The sequence below is a fragment of the Desulfonispora thiosulfatigenes DSM 11270 genome (assembly GCF_900176035.1).
GTDB lineage: Bacteria > Bacillota > Peptococcia > Peptococcales > Desulfonisporaceae > Desulfonispora > Desulfonispora thiosulfatigenes.
In genome coordinates this window covers 12,905-35,170 of record NZ_FWWT01000016.1, presented here as the reverse complement: position 1 = coordinate 35,170, position 22,266 = coordinate 12,905, and the positions used below count along the sequence as shown (strand labels likewise).

The window sequence follows — 22,266 nt, the reverse complement described above, 5'->3', positions numbered from 1 at the left end:
AGTCCTCTATTCTATTACTTTCTGAATATCTTTTGTGAAATTTGTAAGTTTAAGCCTGTTAATTCTTCTCGTTGTTTCATGCATTTCACTAATACTTTTAGAATTTAGTTCATGTAATTGTTCAATTAAATCTTTGAGAGACTCAAATGAAATCTCTTTAGTTAAGAAGCCATTTTGAGCATTTATTACGTAATCAGATATATTACTTGATGGGGTTGTAATAACAGGGGTTGAACAAGCGTAACTCTCGCTTAATTTAGTTGGAAAACCAGCTAGATTTACTAATGTATTTTCTCTTATTATTACGCTGAAATCAGATGTTGCTATCATATCCAGGCAATCTTTATGTGGTATTCTACCTAAGAAAACTATTAACTCATCGTTATCAATAATACTTTTTAAGTGAGGCAAGTTATTAGCTATTTTTTCTTTATTGACACCTGCCATCAGAAGCTTGATCTTTTTATCCTTTTTGTTCATTTGTGAGACTATTTTGATCAACCAGTCCAATCTCTCCCTTTCGAACTTTTCACCTGGATCTCCTGCATATCCTAAAGTAAGAAATTCATTTTCTTTATAACCCGAAAGTTGACTCCACTTACAATCTCTTACATCTGCAATGCTCGGTATTATAACTATATTTTCTACTTTACCTTTGTAATAATTATATAAATATTTACTAATCGAAATCATATAATTTGCTTTTTTATGAATAAATCTCATCCTTAAAGAAGTATCAATGTCTTTTATTATATTTTTAGGAAATCTATATTCTGATTTATTAAACCAATCTACAGTGTCTATAACAAATCTAATTCCCATTCTTTTTGAATATTTCATTAACTTCCAAAGAGCTATAGACATGTAGTCCATGATAACAAGTGAGTGAATATTTTTTTCTCCATATTCATCTATTACTTTTAGTATTGGATTGATATCTACTAATCTCTTTAACCATTCTACATTAGATCTTGGATATGCCATTGAGTATGTATCAAATCCGAAATAGTTTGCATAAGTATCTACTATAGCAGTTGAACTATCTATATCCTTACAAGCGCCTATAATAATAGGAGTGTAACCATTTTCTTTATACAATTTACTTATCATGATTGCCCTTTGCGCTGCTGCATTTTTATCGGGCAAAAAAATAGTTCCTATATAAATGACATATTTTTTCATATCGTATTATTCCCCTATACACGGTATTTAGAATTACAAATGTTTCGTTAGCATTTACAATTCTTTAGTATATATTTCAATCATTTTTTCCATTGAATTGGATAAATCAAATTTTTCAATTGTTTCAAAAGCATTCTTTTTTAATTTATTTCTTAATACATCATTATTAATTAAATCCATTATAGAATTTTTGAACTCTGATGATTTTAGTGGATCACATAACAGAGCCGTTTCTTTATGAATGGCATAATCCTTTATTCCATGTCTACTCGAAGCTATAACTGGCAATCCTACCGCCATAGCTTCAATTCCCGCTATCCCTAAACCTTCCCATAAAGATGGAAAAATGAAAATATCAGACACTCGTAATATTTCTTTAACATCCTTTCTATGACCAAGAAATATTACTTTATCTTCAATCTTTAACTTTTTTGCAAGAGTCATTAAGTATTCTCGTTGATCTCCTTGTCCACACAATACATATTTAATTTTTAATCCCTTAACCTTTGCAATTGCCTTAAAAACAATTTGGTGATTTTTTCTTTTTGTCAAATCTCCTACAGAAACTAATAATACATCGTCACTCTGAACCCCTATATCCATTCTTTTTTTTATAGGTTTTTCATCCTTTGAACAACGCTTAAATTTCTCAATATCTAATCCTATCCCTGGAATGTAATACTTTTTACTAATGTCAAATTTTTGAGATAATTGGTAGTCTTCGTTATTGATCGTAATTATTACATCTGTGTATTTTGCCATAAACCTTTCAACAGGGTAATACATCAACCAATTAATAACTGGACCCTTCTTACAGAAATGAAATCCATGACATGTATAAATTACTTTCATACCTTCTTTTCGTGGGCCAATTGAAGCTAATCTACCAATAATACCACCCATAGGAGTATGACAATGAATTACATTATATTTTTCTTCTTGTATTATTTTTTTTAGTTCTCGATAAGCACCAATATTCGCTACTTTATATGGTGACCTATCAATATTTATTGTGAACTTTTTGTCTGCTTCTGGCACTACTTCTTCCCCATTTGCAGCCACATGAACTTCATGACCATTATCTTTAAGCCACTTGATATAGGGGATATGAAAGGCATTAAAGTGCCTGTGAACATTCGCAACATATAATATCTTCATTTCTAATTCTCCTATCAATATAATTTAATCTTTCTTCCTAACTGGAACCCCAACATATGTCCCAGGTTCAGTAATATCCTTAACCAATACAGCACCTGCACCTACTTTACAGCCATTACAAATGTTCACGTTATTACTTACCGTACTTCCTATTCCTATCCAACTTCCCTTACCAACCTTAACCGTTCCAGCTAAATTAACTCCAGGCGAAATATGAACATAATCTTCAATTATATTATCGTGATCCAAGCTAGAACTTGTATTGATGATACAACCCTTACCAATTCTACTTGAGCTATTAATAACAACTCCTGCCATAATTACAGTTCCAATCCCAATCTCAACATCAATTCCAATAATTACACTTGGATGAATTAAAGTTACCACATTTAAGCCTTCATCTATCAACTTCTCTTGTAATCTTTCTCTTGTATCATTGGTTCCAATAGCCACAAAAAAATCAGCATTATCTTTATATGTAAAAGCATCAGCAGTTTTGCCGATGACTACTAATCCCATAGATGTCTTAATAGACTCATCATCATCAAGGAATGCTATGCTTTGCCACTTATTCATTTTTATTGCGATGTCAGCGACAACCTTTCCATGTCCACTGGCACCTATTATGATTAACTTATCTTTCATTATTGGTACATTCCCCTCTGAAATAAAAAATGGATGATTATAGAAATTCTAAATTATATTTATCTCAATTATCAGGTTTACTTCCTCTAAATGGTTCCATCGTTACTGATGTATCTGAGCTAATACCTTCCTTAACAAAAACTTTCTTAATAGTAAGAAAGATAATCCTCCAGTCTCCTATGAAACTCATATTATCAACGTATTCAACATCTAGGTTGAACTTATCTTCCCAGCTGATTGCATTACGCCCGTTTACCTGGGCATGTCCTGAAAGACCTGGTCTAACTTCATGCCTTCTCTTTTGGTGGTCGTTATATAGAGGCAGATACTGTACAAGCAAAGGACGTGGCCCAATGATCGACATATCGCCCTTTAATATATTAAAAAGCTCTGGTAGCTCATCAAGTGACGTAGACCTTAACATCTTTCCGAACTTGGTCAGTCTTACTGAGTCTGGAAGTAGTTCCCCATTCTCGTCCTTTTCATCTGTCATAGTCCTAAACTTATACATAGTAAATATCTTCTCATGAAGCCCTGGTCTCTTTTGCTTAAACAACACTGGACTACCTAGCTTCAACCTAACAAGAATTGCAACTATTATAAGTACCGGACTTAAAACGATAATGGCCATCAAAGACAAAATGAAGTCCATTGGTCTTTTAATAAATCTTCTATAAACCCTACCCTTATCAGGCTTAATCCCTATATTCCGTTTAATCTCAGTTTGCATCTATTTCCACCTACTTCTTCTTAAGACCAAAGCCCCTTTATAATACCACAAATCCTCTCAAGATCCTCATCATTCATCTTGGTATCACTTGGCAAGCACACCCCATTTTCAAACAGCTTCTCACTTACATCTGAACCGATGTAATCATACTCAACAAAAAATGGCTGCATGTGCATTGGCTTCCAGACAGGCCTTGATTCAATATTCTCAGCTTCTAGTGCCTCCATTACATCAAGAGGTCTAACTTTACCTTTCAACGTAATAACACTTAACCAATAATTCGGCTCATTCCAGTCATTGATAGGCATGAATTCTACACCCTCAAGAGAGCCTAGCTCTTTTTTGTAATATTCAAAGATATATTTCTTCTTTTCCACTCTTTGGTCTAACACCTTAAGCTGTCCTCGCCCAATACCAGCCACGACATTGCTCATACGATAATTAAACCCTAATTCGCTATGTTGGTAGTGCCTTGCTGGATCTCTACTTTGAGTAGACCAGAATCTTATTTTCTTAATCTTCTCTTCATCATCAGAAACTAGCATCCCGCCACCAGAAGTCGTGATAATCTTATTTCCGTTAAAACTAAATACTCCAAATTTACCGAACGTTCCTGTAGGTTGTCCTTTATAAAGTGCTCCTAAAGACTCAGCTGCATCTTCTATAACAGGAATATTATATTTATTACAAATCTTCATAATCTTATCCATATCAGCTGATAGGCCATATAAATGCACGACTAAAACAGCCTTCACCTTATCACCGTACTTTTCAAAAGCTGCCCCTAATGCCTTTGGACACATATTCCAAGTTTCATAATCACTATCGATAAATACAGGAGTTGCATTTTGATAAATGATGGGATTTGCAGTAGCAGAAAAAGTAAGGGTAGGACAAAGGACAATATCCCCTGTACTAACCCCAACAGCTTTAAGTGCTAAATGAATTGCACTAGTTCCGGATACTAATGCTGCAGCATGTCCACTACCAACTTTTGTAGCAAGTTCTTTTTCAAATTCATTTACATTCGTGCCAAGAGGAGCAATCCAATTAGTATCAAATGCTTCTTTTATATATTCTTTTTCATATCCCTCATCGCTCATATGGGGAGATGAAAGCCAGATTTTATTAGACATTTTAGTCGAGCCTCCTTCAATTTAGTTGGAAAGTAGAAAGTTGGTAAGTTGGAAAGGTAAAAACTTCAACCCAAAGACTTAATCAATCCAGCCAAAAGTCTTCCTGTTTCCATTGCTAAGTTCAATACTTCCTTATATTTCTTTTCATCTATATATTTCAAATCTTTTGCTAATAGCAGCTGATACTTTGTTTCTTCCAAAGAACCACGTGCCATTAGCAAAAATCGTTTATATTCTTTGCTAGATCCCCTTGCTTTTCCCTCTACAATATTACTAGGAACCGAAACAGCAGCTCTTCTTATTTGTGAAGTCAAGCCGAACTGCTCGTCTTTTGGAAAGTCTTTAGTGACTTCATATATATTCAAGACCAGCTCATGTGATCTTTGCCATACTAATAATTTACTTGTATCACTGTACATAAACTTCTCCTTTCCAACTGTCAAGGATTCCTTGATAGTTCATTTTTTAATTTGTTCGAATTCGAATACTATTAAATATCCCACTTATTCTTTTTTATAACTACCGCTTTCCAAATATTTTTTTATCTGCTTATCAAAATCTGAATGTATTGGCTGATGCTTGTTATACTCTTTGTATTCATTCAATGCTTTCTGATCAGCTTGTGCTTTTGAAATCTTTCCTTTTCCTGTGAGAATCTTATATTCATTGAATTCTAAGAAGCGCACTACACTGTTAGCAAAAGCTTCCATGGTAAAAGTCTCTCTATTCTCAATGATGTTTTCTATATAGTCAAAGAAAGATGAGATGGTTCTTTCCAATCTTTTAATTTCTTTCTCAGAAAGATAATTTTTAGCTATTTTTACATCTGATGCTAAAATTCTGCCATCAGGTGCGTTTTTCCATGTTAAAAGCCCCATATTAGGCTCATCTTTGTTTGCTTTTGAATGTATTATCTCAGCAGCAGTTTTTCCTGTAATAGCATAATGAAATTTGTTTTGAACTGTTGCATAGAATTCTTTTGTCATTTCTGAGTTAGGATCATAGTCAATACTACACTCAGCAAAGATATCTGTAATCTGTTGGTAGATTCTTCTCTCGCTGGCACGTATCGAACGAACTCTTTCAAGAAGCTCTTTAAAATAATCTTTATTAAATACTCTTTCGCCTTGTTTCAATCTTTCATCATCCAAGACAAATCCTTTAATCATATATTCTTTTAATACTTTAGTTGCCCATATTCTAAACTGAGTAGCTCGCTTTGAATTAACTCTATATCCAACAGCAATGATAACATCTAAATTATAAAAAACAACATCTCTTGAAACGTCTCTGTTGCCTTCTTTTTGAACTACTCGAAATTTTCGAGTAGTTGCCAACTCTTCCAATTCACCACTTTTATAGATTTCCTTAATATGATAATTGATGGTGTTAGATTCTACCTGGAACAACTCGCCAATGAGTTTTTGAGATAACCATAGTGTTTCTTCTTCTAAAAATATCTGGAGTTTTACATTTCCATCATCACCTGTATAAAGAACAAATTGATTAATGTTTTCCAAGCAATTCACCCTCTTTCTTATTTGAACTTGTAAGCAATTCTTACAGGTTCATAAATAGTTTATCATATCATTTTGAACTCATCGAAAAATTCGAGTAGTTGAGTAAATCTATATATTGCATAACAAACTCATTTCTTAATAATTCTTATGCTGCGTCTTGTGGTTCTGATTCTTTCGCCATTCTTCAGTCAATTCCCTAATTTTCCCACATTCCTTCTTTTTCTACCTTTTTTATGCCCTATTTTCCATACATTTCAATTCTAGTATTTTAGTCCGTGCGTGTCAACCGAACATTCCCGTATTATCGGGGGCAATCTTTCGACAAATTCTGCACAAAAAAGGGAAATAACTAAATAACTAACTAAACCCAAATTTCCCTATACGCAATACGCGTATATGCATGTATGCGAAATTTGCTGTTTTCTCCATATTCATATCATCTCTATATAGGATTATAGTTATTTAGTTATTGTAGTTAGTTAATGCTTTGGTATGTAAGGGCTTAAGGTGAATAACTTAACGATAACTAAAACATAACTAAAAATTCTTGTTATGATTTTCGCTTCCATATTCTTCTATTTCCATAAATTCCACCGCTTGCTAATTTATCTGATTGCTCCCATCCTTCTATTCTTCGTAACATTTTAGTTATTTCGTAGGATTTTGCTCTCTTTAAATCTGCCTTATTTTTGCCAAAAGCTTCGCACCAAATTTCGATTACTGATATTTTTTTTCTCTTATTTGTGCCTTTTGGAATGATACTATTTTTATTATGGTATTCATTTATATACTCCCTTCTAGCAAATAAATCCATGTCTTTCCAGTTATCTGGAAGGAGCATTTCCATATAGTTTTCAATAATTCCTTGTCTTTCGTCTACTTCTAGGGCTTCATCTTGCATTTGATTTGCATATATTTCTAGCTCTTCTGATAGCTGAAGTTTTTCACTTTCTTGATATTTTAGGAGAGCTTCGGCCCAGATTTGTTCGATTTCATTTTTAGTTATATTCCAAGGTTTCTTTTTTCCCCGATATACTTTTACTGGCCAAAATCTCCTATTTCCAGTAGCATCTCTTAGATATCCTTTTTCATTTGTTGTCCCTATAAATATACATTGCCTTGGATGAGGGGTGGCTCTTTTACCAAAGCTTGCCCTATAGACATCATTTTGTGAGGAGAGGAAGTTTTTTAGTTCATTTTCTTCAGCTTTTCTCATTCCAGCTAACTCTCCTATTTCTAAAATCCAGTATCCTTGAAGTTTTTCAGCTGCTGTTTTATCTTTGGTATCAGATAGCCTTAGAGAGTCATTAAACCACTCACCTGCAAGCTTTTGGATTAAGGTGCTTTTTCCTATTCCTTGTTCACCGCTTAAAACGAGCATCCAGTCAAATTTTATTCCTGGATTATATACCCTTGCAACTGCTGCAACAAATACCTTTCTAGTTACTGCTTTTACATAATCATTATTTTCTGCACCTAAATAATCAATTAATATTTGATCTAATCTTTCTACCCCATCCCATGCAGGTAAGGCTTCTAAATATTCTCTAATAGGGTGATATGACCTATCATCTGCTACCTTTGTCACGGCAATATCAAAATTTCTTATAGAAAATGATCCATAATTCATATCTATATAACTAATGAGCTGAGCATCATCTGCGTCCCTCCACCATTTACTAGGGTGTTTCCAAGGAACTTTTCCTTTGATTTCCATACCATCACTTAATTCATTAAAGACAATTCCTTTTAATTTAGGGTCATTTTGAATAATGGTTATTAAATTTTTTAAACTATTTTTAATTTCACCATTTTTATTAATCTCTAGATTTGCCTGCCAATTTTCATTAGTTAAATTTTCTTTACTTGCCCCTTTTTCCATAACAATTCGTTTTTTCACTTCTATATCTTTTAAAGCAAATCGCTGCATAGCAAGATATGAAGGCACCTTTGCCATAGGGGTATCTTCTTTTGCTTTTTTATCTAAATAGGAAAATTTATGAATCCTCACAAGGTCAAAGGCATTACACAGTCTCCCACTTATCGGGTCTGTGCCATGGTGTGAGTAGGCAAAGTCCCCCTCCCCATAGATAATAAGCCCATTAGCTGAACTACCAGGTATATAGGTATATCTATTTGGATCAATACTAGGGGTGTAAATTTCTTTAAGATATTTATCTATTACATCTGTAACTTTATAAGTCCTACAAAATGCTCCGATTATTCCCTTTTTTTCACGAGGACTTTCCTGTTTATCAATTTGTCTTTTTCGCTCAAGATTAGTGCGTGATGATTCAGGCCAAAAAGATGAATCTGTCCAATCATCATATCTATTTAGTACTTCATCTGGATCTAGCCATTTTTCATCTAAAAAATTAAAAATATATTCTCCATCAATAGAAGTCGAGGGCCAGTACATTAATCTATGAGGTTCGTATGTTGTATCATCAAAAAAATCTATTCCTAGGTCTTCTGCTATTTTTCTAGATACTGCTTGATATTCATCAGGTGTTACTGGCCTTACTAGAGGGATTACTAACCTTAACCTTGGACTAGTAGGGGTATGGGAGTGGGTCGAGTACATTACCCCGCTACAGCCTATTTTTACCTCAAATCTAGCCCATAAATCTCCTAAGACAAAGTCAGCATCAAGAGTTACTATTTGCCTTCCGATGATATTTTCTGCTTTTCTACGGCCTTCTTTTAAAGCTCCTCCGACAAATCCCCCGACATCTTTTATTTCATCTCTTTTGGCTTTTAGTGCGTTTTGATATTCGCTAACGGTTTCATGGGTTCTGTGTGTTTTACTTAACCTTTTTACTAACTCTGACCACATAATTTTTATATTTTTCCAATTAGTTTCTCTGCGGCTTCTACCTGTTGCAATATTTAATAAAAAGTCATGTTTTAATTCTAAGTGTGCTTGTTGAGATATTTTTTTAGGATCTATCATTTTTATCTACTCCTTATTTATTTTTTTGGGCGGAATAATATCTTATAATTAGAAATTTGCTATTCTTTCATATAATAATTTGTTTCAAAGCTTTCAGCGTTTAAAGGAAGACCTGGTGCCCAGCTAATACTTTTTGCCATGATTTTTTCTACTTCTTCTTTTGAGCCTGTCCCCTTTGGAACATCAAGGATAACCTCATCATGGACGTGAAAGCTTATTTTATATCCTGCCTTATCAAGCCTTAACATGGCTATAGCTAGGCAGTCTCTTGCAAGGCCTTGAATAATATTTTCCACTAATTTACCTCCATAGGTGTCTACTCGTCCCCATTTTCTACTTCCTGGGACTACTCCTTCATAGGTTAATTTTTCTGTATTAAATTTTCTATTTATTTCTACTCTTGGCCTAAGATAAGCAAGGCTTCTACCTGAGGGTAGGGTGATAAATAAAATTCCACCTTGATAGCTAAATTTAAGTCCAAACTGTATTTTAATAGTTGTTCTTTCTGTTACTGCTTTTATGGCTGCATTTTCCACGTCGCGCCAGAGCTTTACTATTTTTGGATTTGAACTTCTCCAGGTATCTACTAATGGTTTTAATTCTTCTTCAGCTAGTCCCATGCCTAATGCTCCCATGGCTTTAAGTGCGCCTGTGCTACCTTGATACCCTAGGGCTAGTTCTGCGATTTTACCTTTTTGGCGCAGCTCACTATCTTTGGTGATTTCTGCTAGTGGTACGTTAAACATCTCTGATGCTGAGGCTTCATATATTTTTCCATGGTCGTTAAAGACATCTATTCTCCACTTTTCCCCTGCTAGCCAAGCGATTACCCTTGCTTCAATGCTAGAAAAGTCTGACACGATAAATCTAGCATGAGGTGAGGGGATAAAGGCTGTTCTAATTAATTGGGACAAGGTATCTGGCACAGAGTCAAAGGTTAATTCTAATTCTTTATAATCTTTAGACTTTATGAGACGGCGTGCTAGATCAAGGCTTTCTATCTCGTTTCTTGGGAGGTTTTGGGGATTTATAACTCTACCTGCCCATCTGCCTGTAGCTGCCCCATAAAACTGCAGCATGCCTTTAATTTTCCCATCGCTGCATACTACTTTATCCATGGCTTCATATTTTTTAACGGATGTTTTTGACATTTCCTGCCTAAGTTCTAATACTCTGATGATTTTAGGGTCCGTTTCTGTGGCTAATAATTCTTTTACTTTGTCTTTTGCAAGGCTAATTACTTCTATACCTTGCGCAGCGAGCCAGTCCTTTAGCTGGGCAGGGCTATTAGGATTAGCTAGTCCTGTTAGGGAGGCGGCTTCAGCTAGTCTTTTTTTGTGATATATTTCAGCGCATTCAATTGCATTTTCTACTAATTGCCCGTCTATTCTTACCCCGTTATCGTTTATCTTTTGGTCTAGCTCCCAGAGTTTTTGCTCAGGCGCTGGGATAGGAAAGACTTCTAGTTTTTTTCTAATCTCGCGCTCCACTACGACGTCTTGTTTACAATATTCTTTAAAGGTCTGCCACTTTTTTAAATTATGCTGGGGTAGATTTCGGGCGCAGGAGGCAGATTGGGGTGATTGAGCTGTTTGGGCCGCCTTCATTGTCTGAATATTCTGATTTTTATTTATGGGAATAGAGAAAAATTTAATTAAATCTTTACCTTCTTGCATTTTTTCCTCTGGTAATTTTAGGCACTTTGTTACTCCCGCAAGATTTCCTGGAAGACCGAGCGTTAAGGCTAAGACAGCGGTACACCTCCACTGGCTAGGTGGCATAGGTTTATTAAAGTATTTTTTTAAGCAAGTTCGTTCAAAGTTTGCATTAAATGCTGTTTTGATTACATTAGGATCGGTTAAGGCCTGCTCGACTTTTTCTGGGATTTCTTCATTTTGGGCTAGGTCTATGACCTCTACTTTTTCATCATTAAAGGCATAGGCAAAAAGTAGTATTTTAAAATCAGCTGAGTCGCAATATTTATAAACGCCACATCTAGCGAGGTCTATGCTACTAAATGTTTCGATATCAATTGATAGTTTTTTCATTTTTTATCTCTTCCTCTCTTTAGGCTCTCACTATATAGCCCCCCAGAATAGGAAATTCGTAACATTTTTACCTGACTAACTTGGCGTAAGTCTCTCGCCTCTTTAGGTGGGAGGCAAAAAAATAACCAGTTACCTACTAAAATTAATTAGCTGGTAACTGGCTTCTGATTAAGTTTGCTTGTTGCAGGGCTATGGTTACATTTTCCATGGACTGCATTACAATAATTTCTTGATCATTCTTAAAGATAATTCTCGCGCTGCTTTTGTTACATGGCTGCCAGCTCTTGACTTGCGTTCGTGAGCTGTAGCATAAGGCTCCTTCGTCCTTACCAATTGGTGAGCGAAATTTTAATTGGATAGATTATTACATCATGCCCATATTCTAAAAATAGTTGGCTAATATTTGGTCTGGATCTAGCCACTTTTCATCTAGGAATTTAAAGATATATTCGCCATCAAACTTTGTCAATTAAGCGAGGTGGGTTCTATTATCAAGGATTGTTCAGCAAATTCTTCACACATGAAAAAAAGGCTGTCCCCTTTTACTTGGACAAACCCTTTTAAGAATATTATTAAATTAAAGTAGATTCTGGATAGATTTTAAATCAAGATTTTTTATGTATTCCATTCTTATCATGTCGGCTTGTTTTAGGGCTAAGGTTACCGAGTCGATGCTTTGCATTACTTCAATCTCTAGCTCATTTTTAAAAATTATTTTTGTGCTAGTTTTACCGCAGGCCTTCCAGCTGGCCACTTGGGTTTGAGAGATGTAGCATAATGCGCCTTCGTCTTTACCAATTGGTGAACGGAATTTTAAAGGAACCAAGATTAAATCCGGAATCAATGGTAGCGGTGCTTGATGTTTGCGGCCAATTAGGGACCCATACTTTCTTCTAATCAGGCTCACGTCTTTGGTGTATGACTCTGCTATGTTTTTTAGAATGGTTTTAGTTTTTTTCGGACTTATGAGGCGCTTTCCATTTACCAGGCACACTTCTGTGCTATTTCCCCCATCTTCTGTATAAATAGGCAGCAAAGCCTGAATTTCCGGTAAATTGTTGCAAATAGCATTTGCACTATGATTCATGCTCTGTGACCTCCTTTGATTTTAAGATACATTTATTATTCATGGACAATGACCTCTTTTAGTCTGAGAATTACGCTGGATAAATCGTTTATTGAACATGATAGATGCTCTAGACGTCCTTCTACGCGTACTAGTAAATAAATACTAACCACGATAGGAAATCCGAAATTTGCTACTTGTTGCATTAATTCCTCCACCCTATTCACTCCCTTCTTTTGCTATTACTACTATTATAGCCTATTATTTCAAAAGGTGTAATGACTATTTGGGCGAAAAGGGGAGCATTTGGTTCTAAATGGGCCTTATTGTAGGCAGGTCGTGGTATTTGAGGATAAATGGGGCGTAAAGGGGGTAGGGGCTGGAATATTGGTGGGTTTTTTGAGGCGAAAAGGAGGTGGGAGCTGGAATATTGCCAGGGTTTTTCTTTGATATTGATTGAATATAGAAAAAAGCTGCTCATCAAAAATGAACAGCTATGCTTTCCTTAATTTACTTTATTCACTCTATTCCTTTGACATCTCTTCCTTTGCCAGTTCTTCAATCTCAGCCCTAGATAACTTTGTAGCTTCCTCAATTTTATCTATCTCTATTCCTAATAAAATTAGTTTTTTTGCTATATCCCTTTTGACTTTTAGCTCTCCTTCTTTGATTCCTTCTTTGATCCCTTCTTTAATTCCTTCTTCTCGGCCTTTACTGAGAAAATACTTCTCACTTGATACCTTATCCAAATACCATTTACGTCTTTGCTGGTAGATTGCTCTAGCTTTTTCATCTTGACTTAATTTTTCTAAGATTTCACCTGCCATGTCAATCACCTCATTTTCTTTTCGTATTTGATTTATTATTTTTTTTCTCTTATATTGAAAATACTATGATAGTGTTCATTTATTAAAGCAATTTTTTAATATTAATCGAGCAGAAAAAAGGCTGCTCATCAAAAATGAACAGCTAAGATTTCCTTAATTCACTTTATTCATTTGCTATCTCTTCAATCTCTGCCCTAGATAACTTTGTAGCTTCCTCAATTTTATCTATTTCAATTCCTAAGGAAATAAGTTTTTTTGCTATATCCCTTTTACCTTTTAGTTCTCCTTCTTTTATCCCTTCCTTAATTCCTTCCTTGATTCCTTCTTTAATTCCTTCTTTAATTCCTTCTTTAATTCCTTCTTCTCGGCCTTTACTTAGAAAATACTTCTCACTTGAGACCTTATCCAAATACCATTTGCGTCTTTGTTGGTAGATTGCTCTAGCCTTTTCATCTTGACTTAATTTTTCTAAGATTTCTCCTGCCATGTCAATCACCTCATTTTCTTTTCGTATTTGATTTATTTTGTTTTTTTCTCTTATATTGAAAATACTATGATAGTGTTCATTTATTAAAGCAATTTTTTAATATTAATCGAGTAGAAAAAAGGCTGCTCATCAAAAATGAACAGCTAAGATTTCCTTAATTCACTTTATTCCTTTGCTATCTCTTCAATCTCTGCCCTAGATAACTTTGTAGCTTCCTCGATTTTATCTATTTCAATTCCTAAGGAAATAAGTTTTTTTGCTATATCCCTTTTGCCTTTTAGCTCTCCTTCTTTAATTCCTTCTTTAATTCCTTCTTCTCGGCCTTTACTTAGAAAATACTTCTCACTTGATACCTTATCCAAATACCATTTGCGTCTTTGTTGGTAGATTGCTCTAGCCTTTTCATCTTGACTTAATTTTTCTAAGATTTCTCCTGCCATGTCAATCACCTCATTTTCTTTTCGTATTTGATTTATTATTTCGCGTTTATTTTCATTGCCTGAATCTTTAAGGAATATTAACCACTGCTCTAAACCTGTAAACTTTTCTTCGCCTGTGCTTTTCAAAAACTTCTTTAATTCCAGGTAGTGGATTTCTAAATCATGATTTAAGGCAAAGTTTTTGTTTTTTTCTCTTACATTAAAAATACTATGATAGTGTTCATTTTCTGTAATTAAATTAAAATTCAGGATATTTATTACTATGCATCTTTTTAATTCATTATATGCTTCGCCTTCAACTATTTGCTCCCCATAAATAGTTGACCAGTAATACAAGGAGCGTTTGCGATAATTATCAGAATTTCTAATTTGTATTTCAATATCGATTAATTCCTCTTTATTTGTTTTGACCTTAATATCCAGGATTGATTGTTTGGATTCTTCATATTCCTTATCCGTATAGGGGTTTAAATATAGAATGTCGGTAATTTTTACCGTTTCCTCGAACCCTAAAATAGAATTTAGTAAATCTATTAGGACAATTTTACTTTCTTTAAATTTCCCTGCAAAGATTTGTTTGAATGCAAAATCAATTTTCGGATCCATTAAATCATATTTCTTATTTTTCTTCATTTACCAGTATTCCCTTTCTCTTATTATAGCAATTTTTTGATATTAATTGAATAGCAGAAAAAACTCTTCCTTATATATAGCTGTATTATTACCCTGCTCAATTTCTATCTTAAATATGCATATAATTAAAAGTCTGGGGCATAATAAAGAATGAAATCCAGAAATTATTACTGTGGTTAACGAAAAGTATTGTAAAGAGAAAAGAAAAGCCGCTCCAGCTTTTTACCAGAACGACCTTGTATTACTAATTTATTACTAATTTATATAATTAACCTTATTACTTAAATTTATTACTAATTTATTACTAATTTATATAATTAACCTTATATTATTAATGATAACTAAACCTATATTTTTATATATTACTAACCTGTATTATTAATTATGATTAACCCTATATTATTAATATTTTTGCTTACACATTTACTTGATTTACTCTTTGCATGACTTCTACTTTGATTCCTTCTAGCTTTGTGGTCGCTTCTTCAGCTGTGTTACCTTTTACCCCAAAGTAAATTTTAAGTTTAGGCTCTGTGCCAGAAGGACGAATGCAAAACCATGATCCATCAGAGAGGCGATACCTTAAGACATTGGACTTTGGCAGGGTGGTTTTTGTTGCTATTTTTTCAATCATGTCCACTTCCGTACATGTTAAATAGTCACATACCATTAATACCCTTTCCCCATGAACCTCATGTGGGGGATTGTTCCGGAAATCTTCGATGATAGCAGCAATTGTTTTTTCTCCGGCAATGCCTTCTAAGGTGATATTTACCAGGTCCTCTTGATAATAGCCAAGTTCTGTGAATAACTGGTGTAAACGCTCGTACAAGGTAATACCCTTATCCTTATAAAATGCAGCCATTTCAGAGGCTAATAAACAAATTTGCACGGCATCTTTATCGCGTACATAATCACTGGCTAAATAACCATAGCTTTCTTCGTAGCCAAATAAATAGGTGGAGCTTTTACTGTGTGTAAATTCATTTATTTTTTCACCGATATATTTAAAACCGGTTAAAACATCAATATGACCAATTCCATATTTACGAGCAATATCCACGCCTAAGCTAGAAGTAACGATTGTTTTAATAATTACGCCATCTGCGGGCAGGGTGTTTTTTTCCTTACGACTACTTAAAATATAGTCAACTAATAATCCACCTAATTGATTACCCGTTAAGGACACATATTCACTACGCTCATTTTTCACAATTACGCCTACTCGGTCAGCATCAGGATCAGTTGCTAGGAGAATATCTGCATTATTTGCCTTGCCTAGTTCAATCGCAAGGGCAAAGGACTTAATATCCTCAGGATTTGGATAAGACGCTGTTGGAAAACTACCATCTGGCTCTGCTTGCTCTGGAACAATTGCTACTTCTTTAAAGCCGGATTCCTGTAACAGCCTCATTACCGGAATATTGCCCGTCCCATGTAAAGGAGTGTATACAATTTTTAGGCTATCTTGCATTTTTTCAATTATTTCAGGATTTAAAATTAACCCTTTTGTTCTCTCGATATATCTATCCAATAATTCACTACCAAGCCACACTAATAATTCCTGTGCCTCGGCTTCTTTTTGTGCCATCACGGCTACACTTAATTCTTCCTGGATATTTTCTACTTGTTCGATAACAGCTCTAGAATCTTCATCTGTCATTTGTCCTCCATAATTACCGTAAACCTTGTACCCATTATATTCCTTAGGATTGTGACTTGCTGTAATAACAATGCCTGCGTCTGCTCCAAGTTCACACACCGCATAAGAAAGTAATGGGGTAGGGGCAATTTCTGCAAAAACATAAGCCTTAATACCATTTTGTGCTAGAACAAGTGCTGATTCTAAGGCAAATTCCCGTGACTTAAACCGTGAATCGTAGGCAATAACTACCTTTAGAGGCGTGGTTTTATTAGTGTTCGTCTGCCCAGATGCCTTTACAGTAGGGTGATCTATATTCCGCCAAGTGCCCTTTGAAGCCGCACGATCTTCAGTTTTCGTAGTGCACGGGGTTAAATTCTGCTTTTTTAAGTAATTAGCTAGTCCCTGAGTAGAACGGCGCACGGTATAAATATTAATGCGATTAGTCCCTGCCCCCATTAGCCCCCGAAGACCACCTGTGCCAAATTCTAGGTTTTTATAAAATCTTTCCTCTATCTCGGCCTTGTCATCTTTTATCGCTAAAAGCTCAGCTTTCATTTCCTCGTTTAAAGAATCCGTATTAATCCATTTTTGATACTGCTGTAAATAATGCTCCTTATGTGCTATTTTTTCCATATGCTCCTCCTTATTTTAAGTACATGAATAAATAAAGGTAAAGTTGACCACAATACTAATATATTTAGATGCGCTGCTTTTTATGTTAATTATCTTAAATGATAACATTTTGGGTAAATATTGGCAATTAAAAAAGGCACAAAAAAGGTAGCTCCTGCCTAACTACTTAAATGACCCCTATATCTAGGACATTTAATTAAGAAGGACAAAGCCACCCTCATTCTAATTGTTCATTCAACTTTGGTCATACACTTAATCTTACTCACTTATTAATTTTTTAATCTCTTCCCTAGATAATTTAGTCGCTTCCATAATTTTATCTATCTCAATTCCTAGTAAAATAAGATTTTTTGCTACTTCTTTTCTTCCTTCTTTTTCACCTTCTCTAATTCCCTCTTCACGACCTTTTTCATGGTAAGATGTAGTTATTTCTATCACACTACTCACCTCCTGAGGAGTTAACTCTTCTATTAGCATTTTATTATATTGATCTTCTTCTGTAGTTAATTTAACGTAGTTTTCAAAAAATGCGGTTAAAATTGTACTTCTCGCTATATCTAATTGCATATTTGCCAGCATTCTTGTAAACTCTATCTTTACAGATATTTTTTCTTCTTTAGAATAATTCATCTTACTAATTAAAGCTGCTGCTACAGGGTTATTACTTCTAATATAATTTCGCCATGGTTCGTTATTTAATTGTAATCTCATAAAGTTAAATTCTAATACCTTTAAAAAAGAAAACTCAAGCTTATAATTATCTGGTTCCTTTTCTTTATTATCATGCGAGTATATGACAATCGGTAATATTTTTCTTTGGTATTTTTCATGGAGTCTTGCAAAATATTTAAACATCTTTCTATTATAATCATCTTTTCTTGATGTTAATTGTATCGTAGAAAGAAATCTTCCTTATATATAGCTTTTATTATTACCCTACTTCTAAAATATCTTCACCACTATCAATTCTACTATTACTCTCGATCTTTAGCCCGGGACCCAAGGTAACATTACTACCTATTTTACAACCACATCCCACTACTACTTGAGAATTAATGGTGGAACCCTCTCCAATAAGACACTTTGAGCCAATAATTGCATTTTCAATTACAACATTATCTGCAATGATACAATCATCCCAGATAATACAGTTCTTAAGCCTTACATTATTACCAATATAGCAGCCAGAGCCAATGACCACATTTCCTTCTTGCTTAGCACTATCTTGCACCACGGTATTTTTGCCTATAAGGTTTTTGTCATTAGCTAAAAAATCCCAATTGGAATCTTTATAAACTTCTAAACTCCCTACATCTGACCAATAATCCGTAGTATTAAAACCATAAATTTTCGCATTCATTTCTACTAATTTCGGGAATAGCTCTTTACCAAAATCATAAAAACCATCAGGAATATAATCAAATATTTCCGGCTCAAAAATATAAATCCCAGTATTAACTAAGTTGCTTACAGCTTCCGAAGCTTTTGGCTTTTCCTGAAATGCCTGAATCTTGCCCGCTTCATCTGTAACTACTACCCCATATTTACTTACATCTTCAACAGACTTTAGGGCAAGAGTTACCAGAGCATTATTTTCCTTATGAAACCTTGCCATCTCGGTTAAATTAATATCAGTTAAGGCATCGCCGCTCACGATAATAAATGTTTCATCTAAAAACCATCGATTATTTTTAACTCCCCCAGCCGTACCTAGTAATTCCTCTTCGTATGAATATTCTAAACGTACGCCTAAATTACTCCCATCTCCAAAATAATTAGAAATAGCTTCCGGACGATAATGAGTATTAGCAATAATTTCCTGAACACCATGTTCTTTTAAAAGTTCAATACAATACTGCATCACAGGTTTATTTAATACGGGTACCATCGGCTTAGGTATATTTTCTGTTAATGGCATTAAACGAGATCCTAGACCTGCCGCCATAATCATTCCTTTCATTTGTTCACCTACATTTCATTATTTTCAAAACTTTATTTTATTTCTTAATCTTTATTTTTATCTTATATCTTTATTTTGTATCCCTAATTTTATCTCCCTAATTGGGTCAATTTTCTATATATCCTTTATTTTAGCGTATAAAGGGCAAAATTCCAACCTTAATTACTCGTTACGGAAAAAGACCAAGACAATTACATTAAAATTATAAAGGCTGAGAAGCTAAAAGTTTTAGCTGCCACAACACAATACATCATAAAAAAGAATAAAAAAAAGGCGGCTCCTGCCCCCACTATTTAAATGAACCCTATATTCAGGACATTTAATTAAGAAGGAGAAAAGCCACCCTTTGTTCCAGTTATTCTGAAAATTTAGAACTAAATACTTTAATGCCATTATATTTTAAGGTTTATGCACATTTTTATTTAGTCATTTACTCAGCCAAAACGCAAATCTATCTCTATTTAATCACTTTTACCTTTTCCTACTCTACTCTCCCGAGACTTCTAACTCAGTTACATCGCGATCAATAATTCTTGCTCCCGAGATAGCTACGAGATCTTTATTTTTTGATGACGTAAAAATATTTTGCGCAATTATTTGATCCATCGCAGCCTTAACTTCCAGCCCCGTTAGGTCTTCCCTAGGGTCGTTAACAGTCATAGATACCTTTTTATTGTCCGCATCTACAAAGCTTAGTTGTAATGTCTTAGCCAAGCCAATTACCTCCTTTCTCTACTTTCATATAATTTGAAAGATTAAGCATAAAAAATACTATTTGAACTAATTCTTTCAACATCAAATAATGTCTCACATGTTGTTAACCCAGCAAAAACAGTTCCCACTTCATATAATGCTTCATCTTCAGCGTCTTCCTTTACATTAGAAAAAGTCTTTGCCTTCAGAATTTCCTTTTCATTTTCGTCCATTCCGAAATCCAATGTAATGCGTAATTTGGAATAATTATGCATTCTCTCAACCATCATGTGCTTCACCCCCTTTCCCTAACTGACTTCATTGTATAAAAAGTTAGGGAAAAAGGAAAAAGCCGCCCCTATGTTAAATAGGAACGACTTCTTTAAAAATGAGAGTATTTAAATATTATTGGGTATATCCTTTGTGCCCTCGGGGGAAACTAGCTTTAAACCCTCTGGTTAAGAATATTTTTATGCACTAGTTACTTTTTGATTTTCTTTGCTTTTAGATTTACCTTGCTGTTGCATTAACCTTACTTTTAAATATACCTTGCTTTAAAGTTTACCATGCTTTTTAGACTAACTTTATATTCTAGATATCTAAGTAGCCGCTAACCAGCTACGAATTGTTCGGCTTGACTAGTAATGAAAGAAGCGTTTTCTATCTCAAGGTGATTATTACTTGCACATTTATCTCTAAATTGTGGAATTATAGCCTTTAAGAACTTTTCTGTTTCTTCTTTGCTATTTGGTAATTTATCTGTAAGAATAGACGCTATAACCTCTTCAATTAATGGAATATCTAAGAAATTAGGTTTTTCTGCATAGATTCGTTTATGCTTAGTAGCATCACAGCCTTCTTTAGATATCAGTAGTTCTTCATATAATTTTTCTCCTGGTCTGATGCCTGAAATTTCTATATCTATATCGACTTCTGGTTCAAATCCCGAAAGTCTAATTAATGTTCTGGCTAAATCAATAATCTTAACAGGTTCACCCATATCGAGGATAAATATTTCTCCACCTTTGGACATGGATCCTGCTTCAATTACTAATTGTACAGCTTCAGGGATGGTCATGAAAAATCTAACCATTTCTTCATGAGTAACCGTTACTGGTCCGCCTTCACGTATTTGCTTTTTAAATAAAGGTACAACGCTTCCTTTACTTCCTAAAACATTACCAAAACGGACTGCCATAAAATTTGTTTTACTTGTTTTATCCATGAACTGAATAATCATTTCAGCAACCCTCTTAGATGCACCCATTACACTAGTGGGATTAACTGCTTTATCTGTTGAAATTAAGACAAATCTTTCAGCACCGAACTTATCTGCTGACCGGGCCACATTATATGTTCCTCTAACATTATTTTTAATGGCTTCTTCTGGATTATGCTCCATTAAAGGAACGTGTTTGTGGGCTGCAGCATGAAAAACTACTTTCGGCTTAAATTGTCTAAATACTCTTTCCATGGAATCCTTTTCTCGGATATCTTTGATTAAAGGATAGATTTTTAAATCAGGATGAGTGCTACGTAATTCTAATTCTATTTCATAAATCGTGTTTTCAGAGATATCTAATAATAATAATTCACTAGGGGAAAATCTTGCTATTTGTCGACAAAGTTCAGAACCGATTGATCCCCCTGCGCCTGTAACTAAAACTACGCGATCATTAATATATTCCGAAATACCTTGTAAGTCGACCTTTATGGGATCTCTTCCTAATAAGTCTTCTACCTGAACTTCCCGAATATTATTAACTGTGACATTTCCTTCAATTAAATCATACATGCCAGGCAGTATTTGAATTTCCGCATTTGTTTGGTTACAAATTTCTACTATTTCTTTGATTACCTTACCCTCTACTGAAGGAATGGCAATAATCACCCGTTCAATGTTATACCTAGAAACTATCTCCGGAATGTCTCCCCTATTTCCAAGAACTGGTATATTTAATATTTTCGAGCTTTGTTTTGTTGCACTATCATCGATAAAGCCTACTACATTTACTTTGCCTGAAAAATGATTTTTCATCTCTTTGGCCACCATAAATCCAGCATCACCCGCACCTATAATTAAAATAGGTTTGCCACCTCTGATAGTATGCATATTTAAGGCTTGATCTCTAAAAAGACGCCAAGCTAATCTCGACCCACCGACTAAAAAGATCGTAAAAAAACAACTTAAAATGAAAATACTTCGTGGAAGAGGAAAGCTAGCACCTTCCATAAAAAAATAGGCTAAAGTAACTTGCATTGTGGTAGCCACACCTACAGCAACTACTACGATTAATAGTTCACCAATACTGGCATACTGCCAAACTCTTTTATATAATCCAAATAAATGGAAACATATTACAGCCACAACAACAAGGTGAATGGCTATACTATGAAATCCAGTTAAATTTGTAGCAGGTATGTCAAAATCAAATCGTACTAATAAGGCCATATAAAAGGCTACATAGATTAAAAACGCATCAATTATAGTCAAAAGAAAAATGCGTATA

The 22,266-nt window shown here is 34.4% G+C and carries 20 protein-coding genes; all 20 read right to left on the bottom strand.

Features of this window, described 5'->3' with window-relative positions:
* Positions 1-6: 6 nt before the first annotated feature.
* The 20 genes from B8965_RS05700 to B8965_RS05605 all read right to left on the bottom strand — a co-directional run bounded on the left by B8965_RS05700 (position 7) and on the right by B8965_RS05605 (position 22,250).
* The gene (locus B8965_RS05700) at positions 7-1,182 is read right to left on the bottom strand and encodes a glycosyltransferase (RefSeq protein WP_084052896.1); all 1,176 of its coding nucleotides are present in this window, start codon (positions 1,180-1,182) and stop codon (positions 7-9) included.
* Between the two features lie 54 nt (positions 1,183-1,236).
* Positions 1,237-2,340, bottom strand: a complete 1,104-nt coding sequence (locus tag B8965_RS05695; RefSeq protein ID WP_084052895.1) for a glycosyltransferase family 4 protein — start codon at positions 2,338-2,340, stop codon at positions 1,237-1,239.
* 24 nt (positions 2,341-2,364) lie between these two features.
* Complete coding sequence (locus B8965_RS05690; RefSeq protein WP_084052894.1) at positions 2,365-2,985, bottom strand: acetyltransferase; 621 nt, start codon at positions 2,983-2,985, stop codon at positions 2,365-2,367.
* 64 nt (positions 2,986-3,049) lie between these two features.
* The gene (locus tag B8965_RS05685) at positions 3,050-3,715 is read right to left on the bottom strand and encodes a sugar transferase (RefSeq protein ID WP_143334228.1); all 666 of its coding nucleotides are present in this window, start codon (positions 3,713-3,715) and stop codon (positions 3,050-3,052) included.
* A 20-nt stretch (positions 3,716-3,735) separates the two neighbouring features.
* On the bottom strand, positions 3,736-4,851 hold the full coding sequence (locus tag B8965_RS05680; protein ID WP_084052893.1) for a DegT/DnrJ/EryC1/StrS family aminotransferase: 1,116 nt from the start codon (positions 4,849-4,851) through the stop codon (positions 3,736-3,738).
* A 65-nt stretch (positions 4,852-4,916) separates the two neighbouring features.
* Positions 4,917-5,270 carry a four helix bundle protein gene (locus tag B8965_RS05675; RefSeq protein ID WP_084052892.1) on the bottom strand — a complete coding sequence of 118 codons (354 nt, stop codon included), beginning with the start codon at positions 5,268-5,270 and terminating at the stop codon, positions 4,917-4,919.
* An 84-nt stretch (positions 5,271-5,354) separates the two neighbouring features.
* The gene (locus B8965_RS05670; RefSeq protein ID WP_084052891.1) at positions 5,355-6,371 is read right to left on the bottom strand and encodes a virulence RhuM family protein; all 1,017 of its coding nucleotides are present in this window, start codon (positions 6,369-6,371) and stop codon (positions 5,355-5,357) included.
* A 550-nt stretch (positions 6,372-6,921) separates the two neighbouring features.
* Positions 6,922-9,324, bottom strand: coding sequence for a virulence-associated E family protein (locus B8965_RS05665; RefSeq protein ID WP_084052890.1), 2,403 nt, complete (start codon positions 9,322-9,324; stop codon positions 6,922-6,924).
* A gap of 59 nt (positions 9,325-9,383) precedes the next feature.
* A complete protein-coding gene (locus B8965_RS05660) occupies positions 9,384-11,372 on the bottom strand; it encodes a DNA polymerase (protein WP_084052889.1) in 1,989 nt (662 codons plus the stop codon).
* A 577-nt stretch (positions 11,373-11,949) separates the two neighbouring features.
* Positions 11,950-12,459, bottom strand: coding sequence for a competence protein ComK (locus tag B8965_RS05655; RefSeq protein ID WP_084052888.1), 510 nt, complete (start codon positions 12,457-12,459; stop codon positions 11,950-11,952).
* Positions 12,460-12,494: 35 nt separating this feature from the next.
* Entirely contained in the window at positions 12,495-12,656 is a 162-nt protein-coding gene (locus tag B8965_RS05650) for a YvrJ family protein (protein ID WP_084052887.1), read from the bottom strand.
* A 306-nt stretch (positions 12,657-12,962) separates the two neighbouring features.
* Entirely contained in the window at positions 12,963-13,265 is a 303-nt protein-coding gene (locus B8965_RS05645; protein ID WP_084052886.1) for a hypothetical protein, read from the bottom strand.
* A 163-nt stretch (positions 13,266-13,428) separates the two neighbouring features.
* Positions 13,429-13,752, bottom strand: coding sequence for a hypothetical protein (locus tag B8965_RS05640; protein WP_084052885.1), 324 nt, complete (start codon positions 13,750-13,752; stop codon positions 13,429-13,431).
* Positions 13,753-13,916: 164 nt separating this feature from the next.
* Positions 13,917-14,825 (bottom strand): Rpn family recombination-promoting nuclease/putative transposase, encoded by a 909-nt coding sequence (locus tag B8965_RS05635; protein ID WP_084052884.1) that lies wholly within the window; start codon positions 14,823-14,825, stop codon positions 13,917-13,919.
* A gap of 415 nt (positions 14,826-15,240) precedes the next feature.
* Positions 15,241-17,103 carry a phospho-sugar mutase gene (locus tag B8965_RS05630; protein WP_084052883.1) on the bottom strand — a complete coding sequence of 621 codons (1,863 nt, stop codon included), beginning with the start codon at positions 17,101-17,103 and terminating at the stop codon, positions 15,241-15,243.
* Positions 17,104-17,361: 258 nt separating this feature from the next.
* Complete coding sequence (locus B8965_RS05625; RefSeq protein WP_084052882.1) at positions 17,362-17,958, bottom strand: RpnC/YadD family protein; 597 nt, start codon at positions 17,956-17,958, stop codon at positions 17,362-17,364.
* Between the two features lie 76 nt (positions 17,959-18,034).
* Positions 18,035-19,063, bottom strand: coding sequence for a nucleotidyltransferase family protein (locus B8965_RS05620; protein ID WP_084052881.1), 1,029 nt, complete (start codon positions 19,061-19,063; stop codon positions 18,035-18,037).
* Positions 19,064-19,549: 486 nt separating this feature from the next.
* A complete protein-coding gene (locus B8965_RS05615) occupies positions 19,550-19,777 on the bottom strand; it encodes a DUF2922 domain-containing protein (protein ID WP_084052880.1) in 228 nt (75 codons plus the stop codon).
* 41 nt (positions 19,778-19,818) lie between these two features.
* A complete protein-coding gene (locus B8965_RS05610; RefSeq protein WP_084052879.1) occupies positions 19,819-20,046 on the bottom strand; it encodes a DUF1659 domain-containing protein in 228 nt (75 codons plus the stop codon).
* 320 nt (positions 20,047-20,366) lie between these two features.
* Positions 20,367-22,250 carry a polysaccharide biosynthesis protein gene (locus B8965_RS05605; RefSeq protein WP_479723338.1) on the bottom strand — a complete coding sequence of 628 codons (1,884 nt, stop codon included), beginning with the start codon at positions 22,248-22,250 and terminating at the stop codon, positions 20,367-20,369.
* Positions 22,251-22,266 lie beyond the last annotated feature (16 nt).